Below are 24,891 nucleotides of genomic sequence, written 5' to 3' on the forward strand. Positions count from 1 at the left end.
ACAGGGAGATATCCTATGAGCCAATATGCTTATATCCTCGTTGTAATTAGCTTGGTGTTCCTTTTTCTGCTCAATAAGTACGAAAAAGAACGACTTCAAAGGCTCTACCAAGAACAACTTTTAAAGGATGAAACATTTAGGGCTGACATCAAGGAGAAAATTCACACGACTGAAAATATCAATGATGTCATTGCTTACATCAATAAAACTTACCATCTGGGAATGTTACTGTCAAAAGACATTACAGATCAATTGAAATAAACCGAGCTATTCTTTAAGAAATATCAAAACCGAGACTGAAAGTTTAATACTTCGTCTCGGTTTTTGTATATTTTTCAAGTAACAAAGCCACCACTCCCCCAGCAATGCAAGTGCAAAATCCTCCAGAATATGATAGAATAAGAGAAAGGACTCTATCAAGGAGGAAAACATGGAAAAACAAACCGTCGCCGTCTTGGGGCCTGGTTCTTGGGGAACTGCCCTTTCACAAGTCTTAAATGACAATGGACACGAGGTACGTATTTGGGGAAACATTCCCGAGCAAATCAATGAAATTAATACACACCATACTAATAAACACTACTTTAAAGATGTCGTTCTAGATGAAAATATCATTGCCTACACTGACTTAGCAGAGGCATTAAAAGATGTAGATGCGATTTTGTTTGTTGTCCCAACAAAAGTGACACGACTTGTTGCCCAGCAAGTTGCACAAACCTTAGACCATAAGGCTATCATCATGCACGCATCAAAGGGATTAGAGCCTGATAGTCATAAACGATTATCAACCATCCTTGAAGAAGAAATTCCTGAACATCTCCGCAGTGATATTGTCGTTGTTTCAGGCCCTAGTCATGCAGAAGAGACCATTGTGCGTGACCTGACTTTAATCACTGCTGCTTCTAAAGATTTACACACAGCTCAATACGTTCAAGAACTCTTTAGCAATCACTACTTCCGACTTTATACCAATACGGATGTTATCGGAGTCGAAACCGCTGGTGCTCTTAAAAATATTATCGCTGTCGGTGCCGGAGCTTTACATGGTTTGGGATTTGGTGACAATGCCAAGGCAGCCATCATCGCTCGAGGCTTGGCAGAAATTACCCGCCTAGGGGTGGCACTTGGGGCTAGTCCATTGACTTATAGTGGCTTGTCTGGTGTGGGAGATTTGATCGTAACAGGAACCTCCATCCACTCTCGTAACTGGAGAGCTGGCGATGCTCTTGGTCGTGGAGAATCTCTAGCTGATATCGAAGCTAATATGGGCATGGTGATTGAAGGGATTTCAACGACTCGAGCAGCCTATGAACTAGCGCAAGAACTTGGAGTCTATATGCCAATTACACAAGCCATTTACCAAGTTATTTACCACGGAACCAATATTAAAGATGCCATTTATGACATCATGAACAATGAATTTAAAGCAGAAAATGAGTGGTCTTAACCCTCTAAAGAAAGGATTCTTATGACATCAAAAATTAGAAAGGCAGTCATCCCTGCCGCTGGACTCGGGACTCGATTTTTACCAGCAACCAAAGCACTTGCTAAAGAAATGTTGCCAATTGTAGATAAACCAACTATCCAATTTATCGTAGAAGAAGCTCTTAAATCAGGTATTGAAGATATTCTGGTTGTCACTGGTAAATCAAAACGTTCTATTGAAGACCACTTTGACTCAAACTTTGAGCTTGAGTACAACCTCAAAGAAAAAGGCAAACATGACTTACTAAAATTGGTAGACGAAACAACTGGCATTCGCCTTCACTTTATCCGTCAAAGCCATCCTCGTGGTCTTGGCGATGCTGTCTTACAAGCAAAAGCTTTTGTAGGGAATGAGCCCTTCGTTGTCATGCTGGGTGACGACCTAATGGATATCACAGATGACCACGCTGTCCCTTTGACAAAACAATTGATGAACGATTACGAGACGACTCACGCATCAACAATTGCTGTTATGCCTGTCCCTCATGAAGAAGTTTCAGCATATGGAGTTATCGCTCCTCAGGGTGAAGGGATTAATGGTCTCTACAGTGTCGAAACTTTTGTTGAAAAACCAGCTCCAGAGGAGGCTCCAAGTGATCTAGCTATTATCGGTCGTTATCTGCTCACACCAGAAATTTTTGAGTTCCTCGAAAATCAAGCTCCTGGCGCTGGAAATGAAATCCAGCTTACCGATGCTATTGATACACTTAATAAAACACAACGTGTTTTCGCCCGTGAATTTACAGGAGCTCGTTACGACGTTGGGGATAAGTTTGGTTTTATGAAAACATCTATTGACTACGCCCTCAAGCACCCACAAGTCAAAGATGACTTGAAAGATTACCTCATCCAACTGGGAAAAGAATTGGCTGAGAAGGAATAACATAAAAAGATAAGGTTCAAAAATGCCTTATCTTTTTTATTACATAACTATTCTTATAAACCTTCACAACCCCATTCCCTTGTAGAGAAGTAAGACTGCAAGTCCTACAAACAAGACTACCGCTCCTAACCTCTGGCTGGTACTATACATCCATCTTTCTCCTCGAACTGGAAAGATAATTGCTAGAAATGCTCCACCAACTGCTCCCCCGATATGGCCTGCTAGGCTGATTCCTGGAATCAGAACACTTCCAATAATATTAACCACAAAAAGTGTCAGATAGGATTGCCCCAACTGCTGGATATAAGGATTACGCGTAGCATAGCGAAGAACAATAATCGCAGCAAATAGCCCATAGAGAGAAGTAGAAGCTCCTACTGCTAAGGATTTGGGACTAAATACAAAAACAAAGAGATTGCCCATCATTCCTGATAAAAGATAGAGAAAGAAAAACTTCTTGGATCCGAAAATTTCCTCTACTTGCCTACCAAGATAATAGAGCGAAAGCATATTAACAATGAAATGCTCCCAACCAATATGAACAAAAATGGCAGAAAAGAGACGCCAAATCTGCTCGGGAAAGAGTCGAATAGCAGGCCCATACATGGCTCCAAATCGAAATAATGTATCCGCCCTGTCAAAGTTTCCACCTGTAGTCACCAACATTAGTAGAAATACCAAGGCCGTCACTAAGAGGAACAAACTCGTCACAGGGTAACGCCTATCAAAGATTTCTTTCATCAATCAGTACCTCCTGAACAGGAATATCATGATTTTCAGAGATAAAGTCCTGAATTTGACAAGGATAAACCGTACTCAAAGTATGACCAGGAAAATGTTTCAGATAGCGGTCATAATAACCTCCACCGTATCCAATCCGATATCCTTCCGTCGTAAAAGCCAAGCCCGGAACATGAATCAAATCAATCTGAGAGGCATCCACAACTTCCAAATTTCCCTGTGGTTCCAGTAAGCCAAAGGAAGTTTTGACCAGTTGTTGCGGATTATAGACTACAAAATCCATGCGTCCCTTGGGATAAGTTTTGGGTATCAGAACCTTCTTGCCGTCCTTCAGCGCCTGCTCAATCAGTTCCTGCGTTTGAAACTCATGAGGAAAAGAGAGGTAGGTTGCGATGATCTTAGCTTCTTGGTAAAAGGGGTGTTGTAAAAGTCTTTCGGTTAAAGTTTGATCTATAAACTGTTTTTGCTCTTGAGATATAGCCTTCATTTCTCGCAAGACTTGCTTACGTAATTCCGATTTCATAGACAAAACCTCTACTCTGCCGCCTTCTTTTTCAGGAAACTAGAGACCGCATCCACCCCAATAGCTAATGCTTCTTCCTTAGGACTCATCTGAGGGTGATGAAGGGCGTAGGGACTATCAATACCTAGCCAGAACATAACGCCATCAACTTTTGAAAGGAGATAACCAAAGTCTTCACCTGTCATAGCAGGTTCGATATCAATCAACTCAATTCCGTCTTTTTCTTCAAAGAAGTCCATCAGTTCACGCGCCAAGGCTGGATGGTTCTCAACAGGCAGGTAACCACCTTGTTTGAGTTCCACTTCGACTTCCATATCAAAGGCAGCTGCAACGCCTTCTGCAACTGTTTTGACCCTTTTTTGCACCAAGAGACTCATGTCCTGTGTCAAGGCCCGAATGGTTCCATGCAAAAAGGCTGTGTCTGTGATAACATTGTTGGTTGTTCCAGCCTGAAAAACGCCAAAGGTCACCACTGCTCCCTCGATTGGGTTAACATTGCGGCTAACCACTGACTGTACTTGAGTTACAAAGTAACTAGCCGCCACCAAGGCATCATTAGCTTCATGAGGAAAAGCTGCGTGGCCACCTTTGCCTTTGAAACGGATCTTCACCTCACAGGTCCCTGCAAAGAGTGTATGAGTATTAGTCGCAATCTGGCCTACTTTCAAATCTGGTCGAACATGGAGGCCATAAAATTGATCTGGCAACCAGTCTCCAAAAGCGCCATCCTCATACATGAGCATGCCACCAGCTTCATTTTCTTCAGCAGGCTGAAACAGAAAGAGCAGGTTATTATTTGGTTGCTCTTCAAGGGCTCGCTCAAGACAGCCCAAAGCAATGGTCATGTGGAAATCATGGCCACAAGCGTGCATACGACCTTGGTGCTGGGAAGCGAAAGGAAGGCCTGTTTGTTCGACGATAGGCAGGCCATCAATATCTGTTCTCCAACCAATGGTCCGCTCTGGCTGACTTCCCTGCAAATAAACCAAAATCCCTGTCCGCCAAGTACGAACTTGAACAAAATTCTTGCCCGCAGTCAATTTCTCAATCACATCTAGCAAATAAGCATGAGTCTTGAACTCCTCCAAGCCAATCTCTGGAATCTGGTGCAAATCTCGTCTAGTCTGAATCAAATCTAACATCTATCTTTCCTCCTATATAGCAGAAAGAGGCTGGAAAAGGGTCCCGCCTCTATTTTTCTTTTAGAATTACAAGGTGCGAAGCGCATCCTCTAGCGCTGTTTTTTGTTGGGTTTGGGCATCAATCTCTTTGATAATGCGAGCTGGAACACCTGCTACCACCACGTTTTCTGGGACATCTTGTGTAACAATAGCTCCTGCTGCAACAACTGAACCACTACCGATTTGGACTCCTTCGATGACCACTGCATTGGCACCGATAAGAACATTGTCTCCTACACGGACTGGTTCTGCGCTAGCTGGCTCAATCACACCTGCAAGAACGGCACCTGCACCAACGTGACTGTTTTTCCCAACGATAGCACGACCACCAAGGATAGCCCCCATGTCAATCATAGTTCCTGCCCCGATTTCAGCACCGATATTGATAACTGCTCCCATCATGATAACAGCATTGTCACCAATTTCAACCTGATCACGGATAATAGCACCTGGCTCGATACGAGCGTTGATAGCACGTTTATCTAGCAAAGGAACTGCTGAATTACGAGCATCTTGTTCAACAACATAGTCTTGATTTTCTACCAAGCCATCGAGAAGCGGAGCCACATCTTTCCAGTCTCCAAATAGGACATTCCCTAGTTTGACAACAGAGCTTGGTACAGCAGTTGAAAGTTGTCCTTCAAAGGTTACTTTAACACTGGTTTTCTTTTCAGCATTGGCGATAAATTGGATAATTTCTTGAGCGTTCATTTTTGTAGCAGTCATAGGCGCCTCCTAGTTCATTTTAATGATACCTATTCTACCAAAAAAGGCCTCAAATTTGAAGCCTTTTTGTTTGTTTTTAGGTATGATTTTTAGGGATGTGAGATAAAACGTGCTGTCGGTAAAAGCAAGCCCCTACCGATACAACCTAAAAACACTCTTCACAACTATCTCCCCGTGTTTTATTGACTACTCTAGTATAGCACACTTTTAGAATTAAGAAAAGACTTTTTATCTACTTTCTTTCGCTTCTTCTATAGACAAAAATATCATGGGTAAAATAATCAAGGCCATCGCTAGAAGAAGGGACCAATCCACTACCAATCCTAAGAACAAAACACTCAAGAGAGCAGAAGAGAGAGGTTCACTGGCACTGATAACGGAAACCACCAAGGGAGAAACCAAGGACACAGCCTTCATGGAAAATAAAAAAAGCAAAAGCCGTACCAAAGAAAGCGATAATGAGACAAATCAAGATACTCCAAATATCAAGAGTAAAGGAAAGCTGATAAACCGGCGAAAGGACATTGCTAAACAAACCTGCCAAAATCATCCCCCACCCAACCGTAGGAACAAAACCATAACGCTTAGCGAAAGGCTGAGGTAGGATAACATTAAACATAACACCCATGGCACTCAGCAGACCTGTTATAAGGGCTAGCGGAGTCATAGATAACTGAGAGAGATCTCCCTTTGTCGCCATCAAACAAACACCCAACATGGCAACCAAAACATAAACAATAGCGCTTTTTGGCGCTCGTTTTTGATAAACCAAGCGATTGTAAAAGAGGATAAAGACAGGACTGATAAACTGTAAAATAGTCGCTGTCGCTGCATTTGAGTATTCTACGCAGAGATAGAAAAAATACTGAACTGAAAAAATCCCCAAAATAGCATAGGCTAAAAAGGGCAGGTAATTTTTCTTATCTCGCCAAATATCTAACACTTGCGATTTTAATTGCATTGCTGACCAAATGAGCACAAAACTCCCTGCCAGTGTTAAACGCATAGAGGTAATCCAGCCCGAAGACACCTGATAATGAGTAAAGAAATATTCTCCTAAAATTCCACAGATTCCCCAGATTAAGCCGGATAGGAGCGAATAAACAGTTCCTTTAACAATCTTTTTCTGATACTGATTCATACCTTTATTGTAACACGAAAGGAAAAAAGAAAAAAGTGGCAATCCATTGATTAGCCACTTCATTTAGCACAGTTCATAGAACTTATCGTCTCGTCCTTGAAGCAGAAGGTCGTGTAGCACTTGAGCTACTACTTGAACTGCTGGAGCTTGATGGAGTTGGTAGACTCCCCACGATGCTAGACCAAGCATTCTGATAATCCGCATCACTTCCACCAATAGCAAAGCGATAACTGGTCGTTGGCGCTCCTGCCTTATTAGCCCAATAGCTGGTAACAGTCGAACCTGTGACCTCTACCTCTTTTCCTTCAACAGAAACCTTCCCTGGTTTTTGACCTGTTGATTTCAAGACTTCGGATTTTACGACACTAGGATCTAAAGCAAAGCGCTCGCTCCCCCAAATACTTGGGGAGGCTTGCTGAATCGCATTTACCAGATGAGCCATGTAATTAGAGTTATTAGAATAACCTGCTCTACGTGACAGTGAATGATTATCATCATGCCCAATCCAGCCACCTAGGGTTAATCTAGGTGTCGAAAGCATGAGCCACATATTTTCGTCTTGGTTGGTTGTACCAGTCTTCCCAATCCAATCTGCATTAGCCAGAGTAGGATTTAAAGAAGTCAGATTCGTCTTGAAGGTTGTTGTCACACGAGAGGATAGAACTTCTCGCAGCAAGCCCTGCATAATTGTCGCAGTAGCTTTTGAATAGACTTGAACCGGTTTATCCTGATACTCATACACCACTCTACCATCTGCTGCTTCAATTTTAGAAATCACATGTTTTTTATGATATAGACCATTATTTGCTAGAGTCTGATAGCCATTGGTATGCTGGGCAACTGTGACTTCAATACCACCACCCATTGGCAGGCTCTCAATACCGTACTCAGGAATCTCGTAACCCATCTTTTCCATATAACCCTTGACATCAACACCCTTTTCACGGAGCATACGATAGGTCCAGTAAGCAGGGATATTCCATGAATAGTTCAGAGCTTCTCCCAAGGTCATCATTCCTGTTCCCTTGCTATTAGCATACATAATCGGATTGCCATTAGCAAAGTTTGTTGGATAGTTAGATAGAATTGTTTCGCTTCCCATCAAGCCCTGGTCAATAGCAATCCCGTAGGCCAGCAAGGGCTTGGTAGTAGAAGCTGGTGAGCGCTTGGTATCAAAGGCATGATTATTTTGATTTTCTTGATAATTACGACCACCTACAAAGCCTAGAATAGCACCTGTTTGGTTGTCCATCAAGACATTCCCTACTTCTACACGACCTGTTCCATCGTCTAAAAGATAGCCATAATCAGCAACCGCATTTTGCATGGCAGAATGAATTTTCTGGTCTATGGTAGTAGTAATCTTATAACCACCATTTTCAATTTCCTTGGCTGCCAAATCACGATAAAACTTCTGAGTTGCCTCATTTTTCAGCTCCTTAGCGGAGACATTGTCTCTCTGAGCTAGATAGTCATACATACGTTCTTGAGCTTCCGCCAAAGTTGTAAAGTATAAATAGTCTCGCGAAATTCCTGTGACCGTGCCCGATGGTAAAAAGTCCTGTTTAAGGTCATAATCCTTGTACTGAGAATACTCGTCCTTGCTTAATCCACCTGTGCGATACATACTGTAAAGAACTGCCTTAGCCCGTCTTAAGCCAATTTCTAGATCTTCATCACTTTTCAACTCTCCAGTATTTTCATAAGGAGAGTAAGTAATGGGACTCTGTGGAAGTCCTGCTAAAAATGCTGCTTGAGGAACCGTCAACTGGCTTGCATCTACACCGAAAATCCCCTCAGCTGCCTGCTGAGCCCCTGCAATATTCTGTCCCTTATTATTTCGCCCAAAGGGAGCCACATTGAGATAGGTCGTTAAAATCTCATCCTTATTCATGGCGCGTTCCAAGGCAAGAGCATCCACAATCTCTGTCGCCTTACGAGCCAAAGTTGGTGCATCCCCAACCACCTGCTGTTTAATCAGTTGCTGGGTCAAGGTTGACCCCCCACTTGAGGAACCCAAACCTACAAATTTCCCCAAGGTCGCACGAATCACCGCCTTGGGCACTACACCCTTATGTTCTTTAAAATGTTCATCTTCCGTCGCAATGATAGCCTTCTTCAGATTTTCCGAAATTTGCTCAGATGAGATAGAAGTGCGCAACAAATCACTCTCTATGGAAGCAATCACCGTCCCGTCCGAATAGGTAATCTCTGAAATAGAAGAGATGTCCTTGACCTGATTCACCAATTCTTCTGTCTGAGGCACCCGAACCTTGTCAAATAAGGCCACTCCGTACCCCAAAGCAATCCCGGCTCCCAACATTCCTCCTAGAAAACCAAGCACAAAGAGTAAGTTAAATAAGGCTTTTATACTCAGTAAAATAGCTGGAAAAATGGCTGGCTTCTCTAAGGATTTAGATTTTTGGACACTTGAGCCTTTCTTGCCAGGGCTAGCTGATTTTTTATTTTTTTGTTTTTGCTGGAAAAATTCCAGCATTTTTCGTTTTAATTCATTTAATTGATTTTGCATGGATTTCCTCACTCTATTTATTATACCACAAAAGGGAAACTTTCAATAAAATAGCCACTTTCTTCCCTATTCTGCTAGGCTATTGCCCAAGTTTGTGATACAATAGTTAGAAACAATAATTTTAAAAAGGAGAAAAGACACATGCACATTTTTGATGAGCTAAAAGAGCGTGGTTTGATATTTCAAACGACTGATGAAGAAGCTTTGCGTAAAGCCCTAGAAGAAGGTCAAGTTTCTTATTATACTGGCTACGATCCAACTGCTGACAGCCTTCACCTAGGCCACCTTGTCGCAATCTTGACAAGTCGTCGCTTGCAATTAGCAGGTCACAAACCTTATGCGCTCGTTGGCGGTGCTACAGGTCTCATCGGAGATCCGTCCTTCAAAGATGCTGAACGTAGTCTCCAAACAAAAGACACAGTAAATGGCTGGGTCAAGTCTATCCAAGGACAACTTTCTCGTTTTCTTGACTTTGAAAATGGCGAAAATAAAGCTGTCATGGTCAACAACTACGACTGGTTTGGCAGCATCAGCTTCATTGACTTCCTCCGTGACATTGGAAAATACTTCACGGTCAACTACATGATGAGTAAGGAATCTGTTAAAAAACGAATTGAAACTGGAATTTCTTACACTGAGTTTGCTTACCAAATCATGCAAGGGTACGACTTCTTCGTCCTTAACCAAGACCACAACGTAACGCTACAAATCGGTGGTTCTGACCAGTGGGGAAATATGACAGCTGGTACTGAATTGCTTCGTCGTAAAGCTGACAAGACTGGCCACGTTATAACTGTTCCACTGATCACAGATGCAACTGGTAAGAAATTTGGTAAATCAGAAGGAAACGCAGTCTGGCTCAATCCTGAAAAGACTTCTCCATACGAAATGTACCAATTCTGGATGAACGTTATGGACGCAGACGCTGTTCGCTTCTTGAAAATCTTTACTTTCTTGTCACTTGATGAGATTGAAGACATCCGTAAACAATTTGAAGCTGCTCCACACGAACGCTTGGCTCAAAAAGTCTTGGCTCGTGAAGTCGTTACACTCGTTCACGGTGAAGAAGCTTACAAAGAAGCTCTTAACATCACTGAACAACTCTTTGCAGGAAACATCAAAAACCTTTCTGTTAAAGAACTCAAACAAGGACTTCGAGGTGTACCAAACCACCAAGTACAAGCAGACGAAAACCACAATATTGTGGAACTCCTCGTCTCATCTGGTGTGGTTAACTCAAAACGCCAAGCCCGTGAAGACGTCCAAAACGGAGCTATCTACGTCAACGGCGACCGCATCCAAGACCTTGACTATGTCTTGACTGACGCAGATAAGTTAGAGAACGAACTGACTGTTATCCGTCGTGGAAAGAAAAAATACTTTGTATTGACTTACTAAATTGTTCAACATTTATCTATAAATAAAGGAGTTAACCTCGAGAAAGGTAACTCCTTTTTGCTGTTAATAACTCTCATCTATCTATTTTTAATAGACAGGCTACGCAGGACAATGCGCAAGGTTGTTAGATTATGTAGGATAGAGAGATTTGAAGGACTGAGCCAATTAAACAAGCCAAAGCCAATCAAACTACTATTTACGACAACGGTATCTTGAATATTCTTCTTGATGAGTGTTTGCAAAGATGATGATAGCGAATCCAACTCTTGGAAGAAATCCAAGCGATTATCTAACAATAAGATATCGCTCATCTGCTTAGAAATATCTGCACTCTCATTCATCACCACACCGATATCTGATAGGGTTAGAGCCGCTGAGTCATTCAAGCCATCTCCAACCATCAAAATAGTGCGACCTGCTTTCTGCAGTTCCTCTACTAACTCAAATTTCCCATCAGGTTTCAAGTCGGTATAGACCTGATCAAAGGGCAAATCTTTGACTAATTCCTCTGTTCTAACCAGGGTGTCCCCTGTTGCCAGAATCAATTTTTTCCCTTGTGCCTTAAGTTTCTTCAAGGCTGCTTTTGCTTCTTTTCTCAAAGGAGTATGAATGCAGAACATTCCAATTAATTCATTCTGATAAGCCAAGAATAAGAGATTGTAGTGATTCTTGTACTCTTCAATTAAAGCATTTTGTTCCGAACTGATATGAATCTGCTCATCCTGCATCAAGACATAATTCCCAATAAGAACTGGTTGACCATCGATATGGGACTTAATTCCCTTACTTGCAATATATTGGAGTTTCCCATGCATTTCCTCATGTTCAATCCCCTCTATCTCAGCTTGCTTGACGATGGCATTAGCAATAGGATGATAGATGTGTTCCTCAAGACAGGCACTGATTCTGAGAATATCTTCCTCACTATAGTCCCCAAAAGGTAACACCTTTTCAACTATAGGATAACTAGTTGTGATTGTTCCCGTCTTATCAAACAAGAAAGTATCAACTTCCAGATATTTCTCCAGAACATCCCCATCCTTAATCACCATTTCACGATTCAACCCCTCCTTGATAGCTGTCAAATAAGCTACAGGAGTAGAGATTTTCAAAGCGCAGGAGAAATCGACCAATAGGAAAGAGATAGCCTTAGAAAAAGAACCTGTCAATAGGTAAGTCAGCCCAGCCCCCAAGAAATTATATTTGACGACCTTATCCGCCATCTTGATGAAATAGCGTTGTTTCGTTTTCTTGTTTTCTTCAGATTTCTTCATTAACTCAATCAGTTGTAAAACCCGGCTGTTCATCTGATTATCGGTTACACGAATGCGTAACTCTCCAGTTTCTAATACTGTATTTGCACAAACCAAATCAGACTCTCTTTTTTCAACTGGAAAACTCTCTCCCGTCAAGGAACTTTCGTTGACCATACCTAAACCTGAAACTACTTGTCCATCAAACAGAATTTCATTTCCTTGAGATAGGACCAAGACATCTCCTATTTGAACATCGGAACTCTTGATACTAACAACCGTATCGCCCTGTACTAAGAATACGTCGCTCTCTTTTGCAAGAAGACTCTGTTCTAAATCTGTTGCCGTTTTTTTCAAAGACCACTGATCTAAATGATTCCCCAAATCAAGCATAAACATGATATTGCTAGCTGTCTTGGATTGGTTCATAAACAAGGACAATAAAATCGCCGAACAGTCCAAGACCTCCATCGTTAGCTCCTTACGCGCTAGTGTTTGATAGGCTTCTCTAATATAACCCAAAGCCTGATAACAAGTCCATATATAGCGAATAGGATACGGCACAAAACTACGAAAAAGCACACGCTTAATCGCTGCACCTGAAACAATAGAATAAGCACTCTCTTCTCTACGAATGGGAAGAGTCATCAACTCAGAAACTTTCCCTTTATCAATTCTTTTTAAAAAGGCTTCTGCATTATCTAATACAGAAAAGCCTTCTTTTATGCGTAGAGTAAAGTGCTGTTGATCCATGTAAAACTGGATAGACTCAATCCCCTTTTCATCTCTCGCCAAGGAACGAAGATAGTCTTGAATATCCAAGGTGAGTGAAAAAGAAGATAATAGTCGGATATGTTGGTATCCTCTATGTAGCACTTTAAAAGACATATTATTCTCCTATAAGGCTATCTAATTGCTCTTCTTTTTTCTCTTGCTCGTACAAATATTTGGCATCTTGCAAGACATCGTCTCCATGTTGCTTCACAACAGAAACAGATGCATCTAGCCCGTCTTTCAACTTGTAAGCCTTAGCCAAAGCTTTAGCATAACCTTTTTTAGCTTCCTTACTTGCTAAGATTTTCAAACCAAGGGTACCAAATGCGACACCACCCAAAAAGAGTGATGATTTTTTCGCAACTTTTGCAACGGTTAGTACTTCTTTTAACATACTTATTTCCTCCTTATCATTATTATATAGCAATTTAGATATAAAAGCAATTTTATACCATAAATTGGAGAATTAGTTTTATTTCTACTGAATCTCCCATCTACTTATTCCTAAAGTTGCTTTCATTTGCCTCTTTTGATACACTTAAACTATGAATACAAATCTCAAACCCAAACTTCAGCGTTTTGCTTCTGCTACTGCCTTTGCCTGTCCTATCTGCCAAGAAAATCTAGCTCTGATAGAAAGCAGTCTTAAATGCTGCAACCGTCATTCTTTTGACCTGGCAAAATTCGGCTATGTCAATCTAGTCCCTCAAATCAAGCAATCTGCTAACTACGACAAGGAAAACTTTCAAAACCGTCAACAAATCCTAGAAGCTGGATTTTATCAAGCTATTCTAGAGGTCGTCTCTGATTTACTTTCAAACTCAAAAAATGCCAAAACAATTTTAGATATCGGTTGTGGCGAAGGATTCTATTCTCGCAAACTTCAAGAAAGTCACTCTGAAAAAACTTTCTATGCCTTTGACATCTCCAAAGATTCAGTCCAAATCGCAGCCAAGAGCGAACCCAACTGGGCAGTCAATTGGTTCGTTGGCGACTTGGCTCGTCTTCCTATAAAAGACGCCAGCATGGATATCCTACTAGATATCTTTTCACCTGCCAACTATGGAGAATTTCGTCGCGTTTTATCCAAAGACGGTATCCTAATAAAGGTTATTCCAACTAAAAATCACCTCAAGGAAATCCGTCAGAAGGTACAAGGCCAGCTGACAAACAAGGACTATTCCAACCAAGATATCAAAAATCATTTCCAGGAACACTTTACCATCCTATCTAACCAAACGGCCTCTCTGACTAAGACTATCACAGCAGAGCAGCTCCAAGCCCTACTCAGCATGACTCCTCTACTCTTTCATGTCGATCAGAGCAAGATTGACTGGAGCCAACTGACAGAGATTACCATTGAGGCTGAGATTCTGGTTGGGAAAGCAATCTAAACTATACTTCCCAAAGGTATAAAACTTACCGAAAATCTTCAATATTACGAAAACGCATAAGAACAGGTACTCAAAAACCTTAATCTTATGCGTTTTGTTATAGTTTCCATACATATTAAGTGGAAATATTTGAAATCAGTTCTCTTAATAACCATTGAATACCATATACTACATTTGCCCCAAATATGATATAGGCCGTATAAATCAAGTATTTCGATTTCTCCCGCCTCAAAGAATAGATCTTGTACAAAATAGATAAATTTAAAATAATAAATAACAGAGACAAAATCTTCCCTCCAAAATCAATCATAAAAGTAGGCAGTCAAGCATAGTTCTAATCTTTATTTTCGATTCGAAATAATAAATTTATCAATAAATAGCAATTGATATAAGGCGAGTACAGATCCCCAGAAACTACCTCGAAGAGAGATTTCTTGATGATTGAGAGGAAACAAATCATGGTTACCAATATAGAGGCATGTCAAAATAACAAATAGAATCCAAAATAAGTCAGTCCATTTATATTTTGAAAAATATTTTTTAACATAATAGCATATTTTTCTTGACTACAATAACATTATATGATAAAACGTAAGCGGATACAAACAAAAAGGAGGATTGATCTTATGAATGAAAAAAAACGTACATATTTTATTTGTGCAAGTATTATTATTTCATCTATAATTTTAGGACTCTTTATTTATAAAGGAATTTATGACGGATTTGACGTTTTGGGTCAATTTACAAACGATGGCCTCAGGGTAATTAGTACTAATATTAGTACTGTTGGTAATAATAGATAGTTAATAGCAATAGAATTCAAATAAAAAACGGTAATTTAGTGAATGAACTGCACCCCAAAAGTTAGACAGAAAAAATCTAACTTTTGGGGTATTTTTATTATGAAATTAACTTATGATGATAAAGTTCAAATCTATGAACTTAGAAAACAAGGATATAGCTTAGAGAAGCTTTCAAATAAATTTGAGATAAATAATTCTAATATTAGGTACATGATTAAATTGATTGATTGTTACGGAATGGAGTTCGTCAAAAAAGGGAAAAATCGTTACTATTCTCCTGATTTAAAACAAGAAATGATTCATAAAGTCTTACATGAAGGCTGGACTAAAGATAGAGTTTCTCTTGAATACGGTCTCCCAAGTCGTACGATACTTCTTAATTGGCTAGCACAATACAAGAAAAACGGGTATACTATTGTTGAGAAAACAAGAGGGAGAGTACCTAAAATGGGACGTAAGCCAAAAAAGAGACTTGAAGAGAGGACAGAATTAGAACGTCTTCAAGCAGAAAATGAGTACCTGAGAGCTGAGAATGCCATCCTAAAAAAGTTGAGAGAACTCCGATTGAAGGAGGAAAAAGAGAAAGAAGAAAGACAGAAATTGTTCAAGAATTAATGACTGATTTTTCGTTAGATATTCTTCTAAAAGCCATTAAATTAGCTCGTTCGACCTACTACTATCACTTGAAACAGCTAGACAAACTAGATAAGGACCAAAAGCTTAAAGCTGAAATTCAATCCATTTTTATCGAACACAAGGGAAATTATGCTTATCGCCGGGTTCATTTAGAACTAAGAAATCGTGGTTATCTGGTAAATCATAAAAGAGTTCAACGCTTGATGAAAGTACTCAATTTACAAGCTAAAATGCAACAGAAACGAAAATATTCTTCTCATAAAGGAGACGTTGGCAAGAAGGCAGAGAATCTCATTCAACGCCAGTTTGAAGCATCGAGACCAATGGAAAAGTGTTATACGGATGTGACAGAATTTGCCATTCCAGCAAGTACTCAAAAGCTTTACTTATCACCAGTTTTAGATGGCTTTAACAGCGAAATTATTGCTTTTAATCTTTCTACATCGCCGAACTTAGAACAAGTGAAAACAATGTTGGAACAGGCATTCACAGAGAAGCACTACGAGAATACGATTCTCCATAGTGACCAAGGCTGGCAATATCAACACGATTCTTATCATCAGTTTCTAGAGGGTAAGGGAATTCAAGCATCCATGTCACGTAAGGGTAACAGCCCAGACAATGGTATGATGGAATCCTTCTTTGGGATTCTGAAATCGGAAATGTTTTACGGTTATGAGAAGTCGTTTCAGTCGCTTAAGCAATTGGAACAAGCTATTGTAGACTATATTGATTACTACAACAATAAACGAATTAAGGTAAAACTAAAAGGACTTAGCCCTGTGCAATACAGAACTAAATCCTTTGGATAAATTAATTGTCTAACTTTTGGGGGTCAGTACAGAAAAACTTGATATTATGCGTTTTGTTATAGTTTCCATACACATTAAGGGGAAATAGTTGAAATCAGTTCTCTTAATAACCATTGAATACCATATAGTACATTTATCCCAAATATGATATAGGCCGTATAAATCAAGTATTTCGATTTCTCCCGTCTCAAAGAATAGATCTTGTACAAGATAGATAAATTTAAAATAATAAATAACAGAGACAAAATCTTCCTCCAAAAATCAATATTAAAAGTAGCCAGTCAGGCATATACCTCATATTTATTTTCGATTCGAGATAACAAACTTATCAATAAATAGCAAGTGATATAATGCAAGTGTAATTCCAAATAAGCACCCATGATAAGAGATTTCTTGATGGGTAAGGGGGAAAAGAGTATCATTACCCGCCAAGAGGCATGTCAAAATAACAAATAAAATCCAAAATAAATCCGTCCATTTATATTTTGAAAAATATTTTTTCCACATAAAAACACCTTCTTTCCTATAATCATATTATAATACTTTATGTAAGCGAATACAAGAAATATGAGGTAAGCAACTACAAAGAAACATGAGGATGAAGACAGTAAAAACCAGCATTTAAAGCCTTCACTGTATCTAGGATTTCCCTATTTTTAGACAGAATTAACCAAAATCCACAGCATTCAAAAAAAGCGAATTTCAATCGAAACTCGCTTTTTTACAAAATGTATTAGTATAAATCTTGTATCTTAGTTCAAGTGCCAGATATCTTCGTTATACTGAGCAATTGTACGGTCAGATGAGAAGAACCCTGCTTTAGAAATGTTAACAATGACTTTATCCAACCATGCGTCACGGTCTTCGTAGTCAGCCAACATTTGTTCTTTAACCTTGATGTAGTCTTCCAAGTCAAGAAGAGTCATGAACCAGTCTTTGTTGATCAATTCATTGTAAAGACGTTCCAAGCGTTCTTTGTTTCCAGCTGCAAGAACTGCATCGCTAACGATGAAGTCAACCAATGGTTTGATAGCTTTACGAGCGTAGAATTCGCTTGATTTGTAAGCTGCTTTTGCGTAAAGGTCGATAACAGTTTCTGAATCTTCACCGAAGATGTAGATGTTTTCGTCGCCAACCAACTCAGCGATTTCCACGTTAGCACCGTCCATAGTACCAAGAGTCAAAGCTCCGTTCAACATGAATTTCATGTTACCAGTACCTGAAGCTTCTTTAGAAGCAAGTGAGATTTGTTCTGAGATATCACATGCTGGGATAAGGAAGCTTGCTGCAGTAACGTTGTAGTTTTCAACCATAACTACTTGCAAGTGTGGAGCTACTGCTGGATCGTTAGCAATAACTTCTGACATGCAAAGAATCAAGTGGATGATGTCTTGAGCGATTGTGTAGGCTGGAGCTGCTTTACCACCAAAGAAGATTGTGATTGGACGAGCAGGGATGTTACCAGCTTTGATGTCAAGGTATTTATGAATCACATACAAAGCGTTCATTTGTTGGCGTTTGTACTCGTGAAGACGTTTGATTTGGATATCAAAGATAGAGTTTGGATTGATTTCCACACCTTGGTGTTCTTTCAAGTGACGAGCCAATTTACGTTTGTTGTGAGCCTTGATGCTTTCCAATTTTTCTTTGACAGCTGCTTTATCTTCATAAGACAAGAGTTTTTCAAGCTCATCTGCTTCATGGTGCCAACCTTCTCCAATAATCTCATCCAAGTAGTGAGATAGTCTTGGGTTAGCATGCATGAGCCAACGACGGAAAGTGATACCGTTTGTTTTGTTGTTGAATTTTTCTGGGTAAAGGTCGTAGAAGGCTTTCAACTCAGAATTTTTCAAGATTTCAGTGTGAAGTGCTGCAACCCCGTTAACACTGTATCCGTAGTGGATATCCATGTGAGCCATGTGAACACGTCCGCTCTCATCGATAATTTGAACAGCTGGATCTTTGTATTCTGCTTTCACACGACGATCTAATTCTTCGATGATTGGTACCAAGTGAGGAACCACTTCTTGCAAGAATTCAAGAGGCCATTTTTCAAGGGCTTCAGCAAGGATTGTGTGGTTAGTGTAGGCAGTCATGCTACGAACGATTGAGATTGCTTCGTCAAGCTCGATACCACGTGCAGTCAAAAGACGGATCAATTCAGGAATAACCATTGATGGGTGAGTATCGTTGATTTGTACAACAGCGTAGTCAGCAAGGTCATGCAAGTTGCTTCCTTTTTCGATTGCTTCGTCGATGATCAATTGAGCACCGTTTGAAACCATGAAGTATTGTTGGAAGATACGGAGCAATTCACCTTGACGGTCACTATCATCTGGGTAAAGGAAGAGAGTCAAGTTGCGAGCGATATCTGTCTTGTCAAAGTTGATACCATCTTTAATAATAGAAGAATCAACTGAATCCAAGTCAAACAAACGCAAGCGGTTTTTAGTTGCTGTTTCATAACCAGTAACATCAATATCGTAAAGAGTTGATGTCAAAGTAAAGTCTGCAAATGGTACTTGGTAGCTACGGCTTGAGCGCACCAACCAGTTTTGCTCTGTCAACCATGCATTTGGAATTGTTTCTTGTTGGTTGTTTTTAAGAACTTGTTGGAAAAGACCAAAGTGGTAGTTAAGACCAACACCGTCACCATTCAAACCAAGAGTCGCAATTGAGTCGATAAAGCAGGCAGCCAAACGTCCCAAACCACCATTACCAAGAGATGGTTCCAATTCAACTTCTTCAACTTCGATCAAGTCTTTACCTGCAGCAGCAAGTTCTTTTTTGACATCGTCGTAAAGACCAAGGTTGATCAAGTTGTTTGACAAGAGTTTACCAATCAAGAACTCAGCTGAGATATAGTAAACTTTCTTTTTACCAGTGTTAACTGGTTTTTGACTGCTTGCAAGCTTGCTGTAGTTAAGAAGAGCAAGGTAAAGCTCTTCATTGCTACATTCTGCAATGGTTTTATTGTAACGATTTTGTACAAATTCTTGTAGTGATAACATGTTTAAGGTGTCTCCTGATATTGTATTATTTCTTTAATTCTACCAAATTTTCATTAATTCGTCGATAGATTGTTGTCAAGTCAAGCAAGCCTTCCTCGACAGCTGGTGTCAATTGATCTTCAGTCATACGCCAAGACCAGTTTCCACCAAGAGTAGATGGGAAGTTCATACGAGCTGCCTCATCCAATTCTAGCAAATCTTGCATAGTTGCAATTGCCATGAAGCTAACTGATGAAAAGACTGTACGAAGCATAGCGTGTGGAACTGTTTCGTATTCTTTACGGTTAGTGTAGCGAGCCATGTACTCACGAGTCGCATCATCAATCTCGTTACGGTACCAACCAAGGACCGTGTTGTTATCGTGAGTTCCTGTGTACATAACTGAGTTAGCAGGTGCCAAATGTGGGCTATCGATACTTTCGTCTTCTGGATTGAAAGCAAATTGAAGAATCTTCATTCCTGGGAAGCCAGTACGTTCACGCAATTCGATAACTTCGTCTGTCATGAAACCAAGGTCTTCTGCGATGATGTTTAGCTCACCAAGTTCTTCCTTAACGGCTGCAAAAAGCTTGTATCCTGGACCTTTCACCCACTCACCAGGTGCTGCTGTATCAGAACCAGCAGGGATTTCCCAGTAAGATTCGAAACCACGGAAGTGGTCGATACGAACGATGTCGTAGATTTTGAAGCTTTCACGCAAGCGTTCAATCCACCATTTGTAGCCGTCTTTGTCCATTGCTTTCCAGTCATAGATTGGGTTACCCCAAAGCTGACCAGTTGCAGAAAATTCATCTGGTGGGCATCCTGCGATGCAAGTCGCCTTACCGTTGACATCTGTCTTGAAGAGGTGTGGATTTGCCCACATATCGCTTGAATCTTCCGCTACGTAGATTGGCATGTCCCCAACGATTTCGATATGGTTGTCGTTAGCATAAGCTTTCAATTTCAACCATTGTTGGAAGAAGAAGTACTGAGTCACACGGTGGTAAACCAACTTGTCTGCTAATTGCTCACGGTAGCTTTCAAGTGCTGAAGCTTTACGAGCACGAGCATCTGCATCTGGCCATTCTGTCCAAGCAAGATTTTCAAAATGCTCTTTGATAGCCATATACTCAGCAAAGAGCTCAAGCCATGATTGGTTGTCTTGAGCAAATTTCTCAAAATCTTTAACATCTCCGACTTCAAAGAAACGTTTCACCGCTTTTTCTAAAAGAGGACGACGTGCATAGTAGATTTTAGCATAGTCAACTTCAGACGCATCGCTACCAAAGTCAACTCCCTCAAGGTCACTTGCTTCCAACAAACCTTGCTCCACCAAGATATCCAAATCAATAAAATGAGTGTTTCCTGCGAAAGCTGAGAAAGACTGGTAAGGAGAATCTCCGTAACTAGTTGTTCCTAATGGAAGGATTTGCCAGTAACGTTGTTTTGTGCGAACCAAGAAATCAACGAAGTCGTAAGCACTTTGACCAAATGATCCGATTCCGTAGGCTCCTGGGAGAGAAGAGATGTGCATCAACACACCACTTTGACGTTTTTTCATAAACAACACCTCGTGTATTTGTAGTTTAAATTTTCATTTTTGGGCGCAAACGTTTGCGTTAAGATAAGTATACTTTATTTTTGGAATAATTGCAAGCGGTTTTAAAAAAAACTTTTTGATTATTTTTTTAAAAAAACTTGTCCTTCTTTATGTATACATATACATTTTTCTTTTCTATTTACAAAACCTTCTTCAACTACAAATAGAAGGCTCAACTTAGCCTAGTTTTGGTCTAGAGCAATTTATTTTTTGTTCAAAATCTAGGCAATCGTTTCCCTAAATAATTTCAGTAAAATCATGAAAATATATTTTCTAAATTTTCTTCTATTATAAGCAAATAAAACGCTTACCCTTTCCGTGAAATTTTTTTAAAATTTTTACAAAAAACACTTGCAACCGTTTTCTATTTGTGCTATACTAGTCCCATAAAGGAAAACGTTTGCGTTTCCTCATTATAAAATTTGTTATTCTTTAGGAGGAATACACTATGTCATCTAAATTCATGAAGAGCGCTGCTGTGCTTGGAACTGCTACACTTGCTAGCTTGCTTTTGGTAGCTTGCGGAAGCAAAACTGCTGATAAACCTGCTGATTCTGGTTCATCTGAAGCGAAAGAAATCACTCTTTACGTTGAGGACCAATACAAAGCTTATGCTGAAACAGTAGCTAAAGCTTATAAAGAACAATCAGGAACAACAGTTAACATCAAATCTGGTGACCAAATGGGTGGGCTTGACAAACTTTCTCTTGACAACCAATCAGGTCAAGCTCCTGACGTTATGATGGCTCCATACGACCGTGTAGGTAGCCTTGGTACTGACGGACAACTTTCAGAAGTGAAATTGAGCGACGGTGCTAAAACAGATGATAAAACTAAATCTCTTGTAACAGCTGCTGACGGTAAAGTTTACGGTGCTCCTGCCGTTATCGAGTCACTTGTTATGTACTACAACAAAGACTTGGTAAAAGAAGCTCCAAAAACATTTGCTGACTTGGAAAACCTTGCTAAAGATAGCAAATACGCCTTCGCTGGAGAAGATGGAAAAACTTCTGCTTTCCTAGCTGACTGGACAAACTTCTACTTTGCATACGGACTTCTTGCTGGTAACGGCGGTTACGTATTCGGACAAAACGGTAAAGACGCTAAAGACATCGGTCTTGCAAACGACGGCGCTATCAAAGGTGTAGAATACGCTAAAACTTGGTATGAAAAATGGCCTAAAGGTATGCAAGATACTGAAGGAGCTGGAAACCTAATCCAAACTCAATTCCAAGAAGGTAAAACAGCTGCTATCATCGATGGACCTTGGAAAGCTCAAGCCTTCAAAGACGCTAAAGTAAACTACGGTGTTGCAACTATCCCAACTCTTCCAAACGGAAAAGACTACGCAGCATTTGGTGGTGGTAAAGCTTGGATCATCCCATCAAGCACTAAGAACCTTGAAGCTGCTCAAAAATTTGTAGACTTCCTTGTTTCAACTGAACAACAAAAAGCCTTCTACGATAAAACTAATGAAATCCCAGCTAACACTGAGGCTCGTTCATACGCTGAAGGTAAAAACGATGAGTTGACAACAGCTGTTATCAAACAGTTCAAGAACGCTCAACCAATGCCAAACATCTCTCAAATGTCAGCTGTTTGGGACCCAGCTAAAACAATGTTGTTTGAAGCTGTAAGTGGTAAGAAAGATGCTAAAACAGCTGCTAACGATGCTGTAACATTGATCAAAGAAACAATCAAACAAAAATTTGGTGAATAAAAAATTTGTTCAAGGGGGGTGGAAATCAAATCCCCCTTTGAATTTATCAACAAAAACACAAATAGTTTAGGTTTTATCTAGAAACCAGTATCCTATGAAAGGAGTTATTATGGAAAAGCAACAACCTAGCAAAGCAGCCCTGCTGTCTATCATTCCTGGGTTAGGACAGATTTACAATAAACAAAAAGCCAAAGGTTTTATCTTCCTTGGTGTAACCATCGTATTTGTCCTTTATTTCCTAGCACTTGCAGCCCCTGAATTGAGCAATCTTATCACTCTTGGTGACAAGCCAGGTCGTGACAATTCCCTCTTTATGCTGATTCGTGGTGCCTTCCATTTAATCTTTGTAGTCGTTTATGTACTCTTTTATTTCTCAAATATTAAAGATGCACATACAACTGCTAAACACATTAACAATGGTATTCCAGTAGCACTTACCTTTAAAGAAATGATCAAAGGAATCTATGAAAATGGCTTCCCTTACCTCTTGATCATTCCATCTTATATTGCAATGACTTTTGCGATTATCTTCCCAGTTATCGTAACCTTGATGATTGCCTTTACCAACTACGACTTCCAACACTTGCCACCAAACAAATTGTTGGATTGGGTTGGTTTGACCAACTTTACGAACATCTGGAGTTTGAGTACCTTCCGTTCTGCCTTCGGTGCCGTTCTTTCTTGGACTATCATCTGGGCTTTGGCTGCCTCAACTTTACAAATCGTAATCGGTATCTTCACAGCTATCATTGCTAACCAACCATTTATCAAAGGAAAACGTATCTTTGGTGTTATTTTCCTTCTTCCTTGGGCTGTCCCAGCCTTCATCACTATCTTGACATTTTCAAACATGTTTAACGATAGTGTCGGAGCCATCAACACTCAAGTCTTGCCAATCTTGGCTAAATTCCTTCCTTTCCTTGATGGTGCTCTTATTCCTTGGAAAACAGATCCAACTTGGACAAAAATTGCCTTGATTATGATGCAAGGTTGGCTTGGATTCCCATATATCTACGTTTTAACTTTGGGTATCTTGCAATCTATTCCTAACGACCTTTACGAAGCAGCTTATATTGACGGTGCCAATGCTTGGCAAAAATTCCGCAACATCACTTTCCCAATGATCTTGGCCGTTGCGGCACCTACTTTGATCAGCCAATACACCTTCAACTTTAACAACTTCTCTATCATGTACCTCTTCAATGGTGGAGGACCTGGTAGTGTCGGAGGTGGAGCTGGTTCAACCGATATCTTGATCTCATGGATCTACCGTTTGACAACAGGTACATCTCCTCAATACTCAATGGCGGCAGCTGTTACCTTGATTATTTCTATCATTGTCATCTCAATCTCTATGATCGCATTCAAGAAACTACACGCATTTGATATGGAGGATGTCTAAGATGAATAACTCAATTAAACTCAAACGTAGACTGACTCAAACCCTTACTTACCTCTACTTAATTGGCCTATCAATCGTGATTATCTATCCACTTTTGATTACCATCATGTCAGCCTTTAAAGCAGGTAACGTCTCAGCCTTTAAACTAGATACTAATATCGACCTCAATTTTGATAACTTTAAAGGCCTCTTCACTGAAACCTTGTACGGTACTTGGTACCTCAATACTTTGATTATCGCCTTGATTACCATGGTTGTTCAAACAAGTATTATCGTACTTGCTGGTTATGCCTACAGCCGTTACAACTTCTTGGCTCGTAAACAAAGTTTGGTCTTCTTCTTGATTATCCAAATGGTGCCAACCATGGCCGCTTTGACAGCCTTCTTCGTTATGGCGCTTATGTTGAACGCCCTTAACCACAGCTGGTTCCTCATCTTCCTCTACGTTGGTGGAGGTATCCCGATGAATGCTTGGCTCATGAAAGGCTACTTCGATACAGTGCCAATGTCTCTAGACGAATCTGCAAAACTAGACGGCGCAGGACACTTCCGCCGCTTCTGGCAAATTGTTCTTCCACTTGTTCGCCCAATGGTTGCCGTACAAGCTCTCTGGGCCTTCATGGGACCTTTCGGGGACTACATCCTATCTAGTTTCTTGCTTCGTGAGAAAGAATACTTTACTGTTGCCGTAGGTCTCCAAACCTTCGTTAGCAATGTGAAAAACATGAAGATCGCCTACTTCTCAGCAGGTGCTATCCTCATCGCCCTTCCAATCTGTATTCTCTTCTTCTTCCTACAAAAGAACTTTGTTTCAGGACTTACAAGTGGTGGCGACAAGGGATAATATATCCCCGCCACCCTTTTTCATTTTAAAACTTGTTACTGTAAAAATATCC

21 protein-coding genes and 1 pseudogene are annotated in these 24,891 nt (G+C 40.2%); 10 read left to right on the forward strand and 12 right to left on the reverse strand.

The features are described from left to right. The first annotated feature begins 15 nt into the window (after positions 1 to 15). The 3 genes from SMSK597_RS11630 to galU all read left to right on the forward strand — a co-directional run bounded on the left by SMSK597_RS11630 (position 16) and on the right by galU (position 2,368). Positions 16 to 261 carry a hypothetical protein gene (locus SMSK597_RS11630; RefSeq protein WP_000084859.1) on the forward strand — a complete coding sequence of 82 codons (246 nt, stop codon included), beginning with the start codon at positions 16 to 18 and terminating at the stop codon, positions 259 to 261. A gap of 169 nt (positions 262 to 430) precedes the next feature. Further along, positions 431 to 1,447, forward strand: coding sequence for an NAD(P)H-dependent glycerol-3-phosphate dehydrogenase (locus SMSK597_RS11635; RefSeq protein WP_000415097.1), 1,017 nt, complete (start codon positions 431 to 433; stop codon positions 1,445 to 1,447). Between the two features lie 21 nt (positions 1,448 to 1,468). Continuing rightward, a complete protein-coding gene (gene galU, locus SMSK597_RS11640) occupies positions 1,469 to 2,368 on the forward strand; it encodes a UTP--glucose-1-phosphate uridylyltransferase GalU (RefSeq protein ID WP_000202061.1) in 900 nt (299 codons plus the stop codon). A gap of 63 nt (positions 2,369 to 2,431) precedes the next feature. Here galU and SMSK597_RS11645 read toward each other — a convergent pair whose 3' ends face one another. The 6 genes and pseudogenes from SMSK597_RS11645 to pbp1b form a co-directional block, all read right to left on the reverse strand. Continuing rightward, positions 2,432 to 3,109, reverse strand: coding sequence for a rhomboid family intramembrane serine protease (locus SMSK597_RS11645; protein WP_000658512.1), 678 nt, complete (start codon positions 3,107 to 3,109; stop codon positions 2,432 to 2,434). Then, positions 3,093 to 3,632: a 5-formyltetrahydrofolate cyclo-ligase gene (locus SMSK597_RS11650; protein WP_000834345.1), complete on the reverse strand. Its 540-nt coding sequence runs from the start codon at positions 3,630 to 3,632 to the stop codon at positions 3,093 to 3,095. Before SMSK597_RS11650 ends, SMSK597_RS11645 begins: the two co-directional genes overlap by 17 nt. An 11-nt stretch (positions 3,633 to 3,643) precedes the next feature. Beyond that, entirely contained in the window at positions 3,644 to 4,774 is a 1,131-nt protein-coding gene (locus SMSK597_RS11655) for an N-acetyldiaminopimelate deacetylase (RefSeq protein WP_000885083.1), read from the reverse strand. A gap of 66 nt (positions 4,775 to 4,840) precedes the next feature. Next, positions 4,841 to 5,539 carry a 2,3,4,5-tetrahydropyridine-2,6-dicarboxylate N-acetyltransferase gene (gene dapD / locus SMSK597_RS11660; RefSeq protein WP_000127479.1) on the reverse strand — a complete coding sequence of 233 codons (699 nt, stop codon included), beginning with the start codon at positions 5,537 to 5,539 and terminating at the stop codon, positions 4,841 to 4,843. Positions 5,540 to 5,767: 228 nt separating this feature from the next. After that, a pseudogene (locus SMSK597_RS11665) lies at positions 5,768 to 6,680 on the reverse strand (DMT family transporter). A gap of 82 nt (positions 6,681 to 6,762) precedes the next feature. Then, positions 6,763 to 9,210: a penicillin-binding protein PBP1B gene (gene pbp1b, locus SMSK597_RS11670; RefSeq protein WP_001180986.1), complete on the reverse strand. Its 2,448-nt coding sequence runs from the start codon at positions 9,208 to 9,210 to the stop codon at positions 6,763 to 6,765. A gap of 141 nt (positions 9,211 to 9,351) precedes the next feature. Here pbp1b and tyrS point away from each other — a divergent pair, with 141 nt between their 5' ends. Then, positions 9,352 to 10,608, forward strand: coding sequence for a tyrosine--tRNA ligase (gene tyrS / locus SMSK597_RS11675; RefSeq protein ID WP_000546910.1), 1,257 nt, complete (start codon positions 9,352 to 9,354; stop codon positions 10,606 to 10,608). Positions 10,609 to 10,685: 77 nt separating this feature from the next. Here the strand turns inward: tyrS and SMSK597_RS11680 are convergent, their stop codons facing one another. Together SMSK597_RS11680 and SMSK597_RS11685 are read right to left on the reverse strand one after the other, a co-directional pair. Beyond that, positions 10,686 to 12,749: a heavy metal translocating P-type ATPase gene (locus SMSK597_RS11680; protein ID WP_000008762.1), complete on the reverse strand. Its 2,064-nt coding sequence runs from the start codon at positions 12,747 to 12,749 to the stop codon at positions 10,686 to 10,688. Between the two features lies 1 nt (position 12,750). Then, positions 12,751 to 13,029, reverse strand: a complete 279-nt coding sequence (locus SMSK597_RS11685) for a DUF6110 family protein (protein WP_000910907.1) — start codon at positions 13,027 to 13,029, stop codon at positions 12,751 to 12,753. A 151-nt stretch (positions 13,030 to 13,180) separates the two neighbouring features. Here SMSK597_RS11685 and SMSK597_RS11690 point away from each other — a divergent pair, with 151 nt between their 5' ends. After that, entirely contained in the window at positions 13,181 to 14,029 is an 849-nt protein-coding gene (locus tag SMSK597_RS11690; RefSeq protein ID WP_001095503.1) for a putative RNA methyltransferase, read from the forward strand. 341 nt (positions 14,030 to 14,370) lie between these two features. Here the strand turns inward: SMSK597_RS11690 and SMSK597_RS14065 are convergent, their stop codons facing one another. Beyond that, positions 14,371 to 14,586 carry a hypothetical protein gene (locus SMSK597_RS14065; protein WP_033631299.1) on the reverse strand — a complete coding sequence of 72 codons (216 nt, stop codon included), beginning with the start codon at positions 14,584 to 14,586 and terminating at the stop codon, positions 14,371 to 14,373. 69 nt (positions 14,587 to 14,655) lie between these two features. On the opposite strand from SMSK597_RS14065, the gene SMSK597_RS13630 reads away from it, so the two are divergent. Continuing rightward, a complete protein-coding gene (locus SMSK597_RS13630; protein WP_176602570.1) occupies positions 14,656 to 14,832 on the forward strand; it encodes a hypothetical protein in 177 nt (58 codons plus the stop codon). A 99-nt stretch (positions 14,833 to 14,931) separates the two neighbouring features. After that, positions 14,932 to 16,280, forward strand: a protein-coding gene (locus tag SMSK597_RS13090; protein WP_141553915.1) for an IS3 family transposase whose coding sequence is annotated in 2 segments (ribosomal slippage) — positions 14,932 to 15,373 and positions 15,373 to 16,280 — 1,350 coding nt in all. Because the reading frame shifts where the segments join, the coding sequence is not laid out codon by codon here. Between the two features lie 300 nt (positions 16,281 to 16,580). Here SMSK597_RS13090 and SMSK597_RS13985 read toward each other — a convergent pair. The 3 genes from SMSK597_RS13985 to malQ form a co-directional block, all read right to left on the reverse strand. After that, entirely contained in the window at positions 16,581 to 16,787 is a 207-nt protein-coding gene (locus SMSK597_RS13985) for a hypothetical protein (RefSeq protein WP_000265675.1), read from the reverse strand. Between the two features lie 245 nt (positions 16,788 to 17,032). Beyond that, entirely contained in the window at positions 17,033 to 19,291 is a 2,259-nt protein-coding gene (gene glgP, locus SMSK597_RS11705) for a glycogen/starch/alpha-glucan family phosphorylase (RefSeq protein WP_000950155.1), read from the reverse strand. 25 nt (positions 19,292 to 19,316) lie between these two features. After that, complete coding sequence (malQ, locus tag SMSK597_RS11710; RefSeq protein WP_000747302.1) at positions 19,317 to 20,834, reverse strand: 4-alpha-glucanotransferase; 1,518 nt, start codon at positions 20,832 to 20,834, stop codon at positions 19,317 to 19,319. A gap of 487 nt (positions 20,835 to 21,321) precedes the next feature. On the opposite strand from malQ, the gene SMSK597_RS11715 reads away from it, so the two are divergent. The 3 genes from SMSK597_RS11715 (at position 21,322) to SMSK597_RS11725 (ending at position 24,839) form a co-directional block, all read left to right on the forward strand. Beyond that, positions 21,322 to 22,593 (forward strand): extracellular solute-binding protein, encoded by a 1,272-nt coding sequence (locus SMSK597_RS11715; RefSeq protein ID WP_000095466.1) that lies wholly within the window; start codon positions 21,322 to 21,324, stop codon positions 22,591 to 22,593. 109 nt (positions 22,594 to 22,702) lie between these two features. Further along, complete coding sequence (locus SMSK597_RS11720; RefSeq protein WP_000414960.1) at positions 22,703 to 23,995, forward strand: sugar ABC transporter permease; 1,293 nt, start codon at positions 22,703 to 22,705, stop codon at positions 23,993 to 23,995. A gap of 1 nt (position 23,996) precedes the next feature. Further along, positions 23,997 to 24,839: a sugar ABC transporter permease gene (locus SMSK597_RS11725; RefSeq protein ID WP_001065648.1), complete on the forward strand. Its 843-nt coding sequence runs from the start codon at positions 23,997 to 23,999 to the stop codon at positions 24,837 to 24,839. The last annotated feature ends 52 nt before the right edge of the window (positions 24,840 to 24,891 follow it).

It is taken from the genome of Streptococcus mitis SK597 (assembly GCF_000148545.1).
GTDB lineage: Bacteria > Bacillota > Bacilli > Lactobacillales > Streptococcaceae > Streptococcus > Streptococcus mitis_C.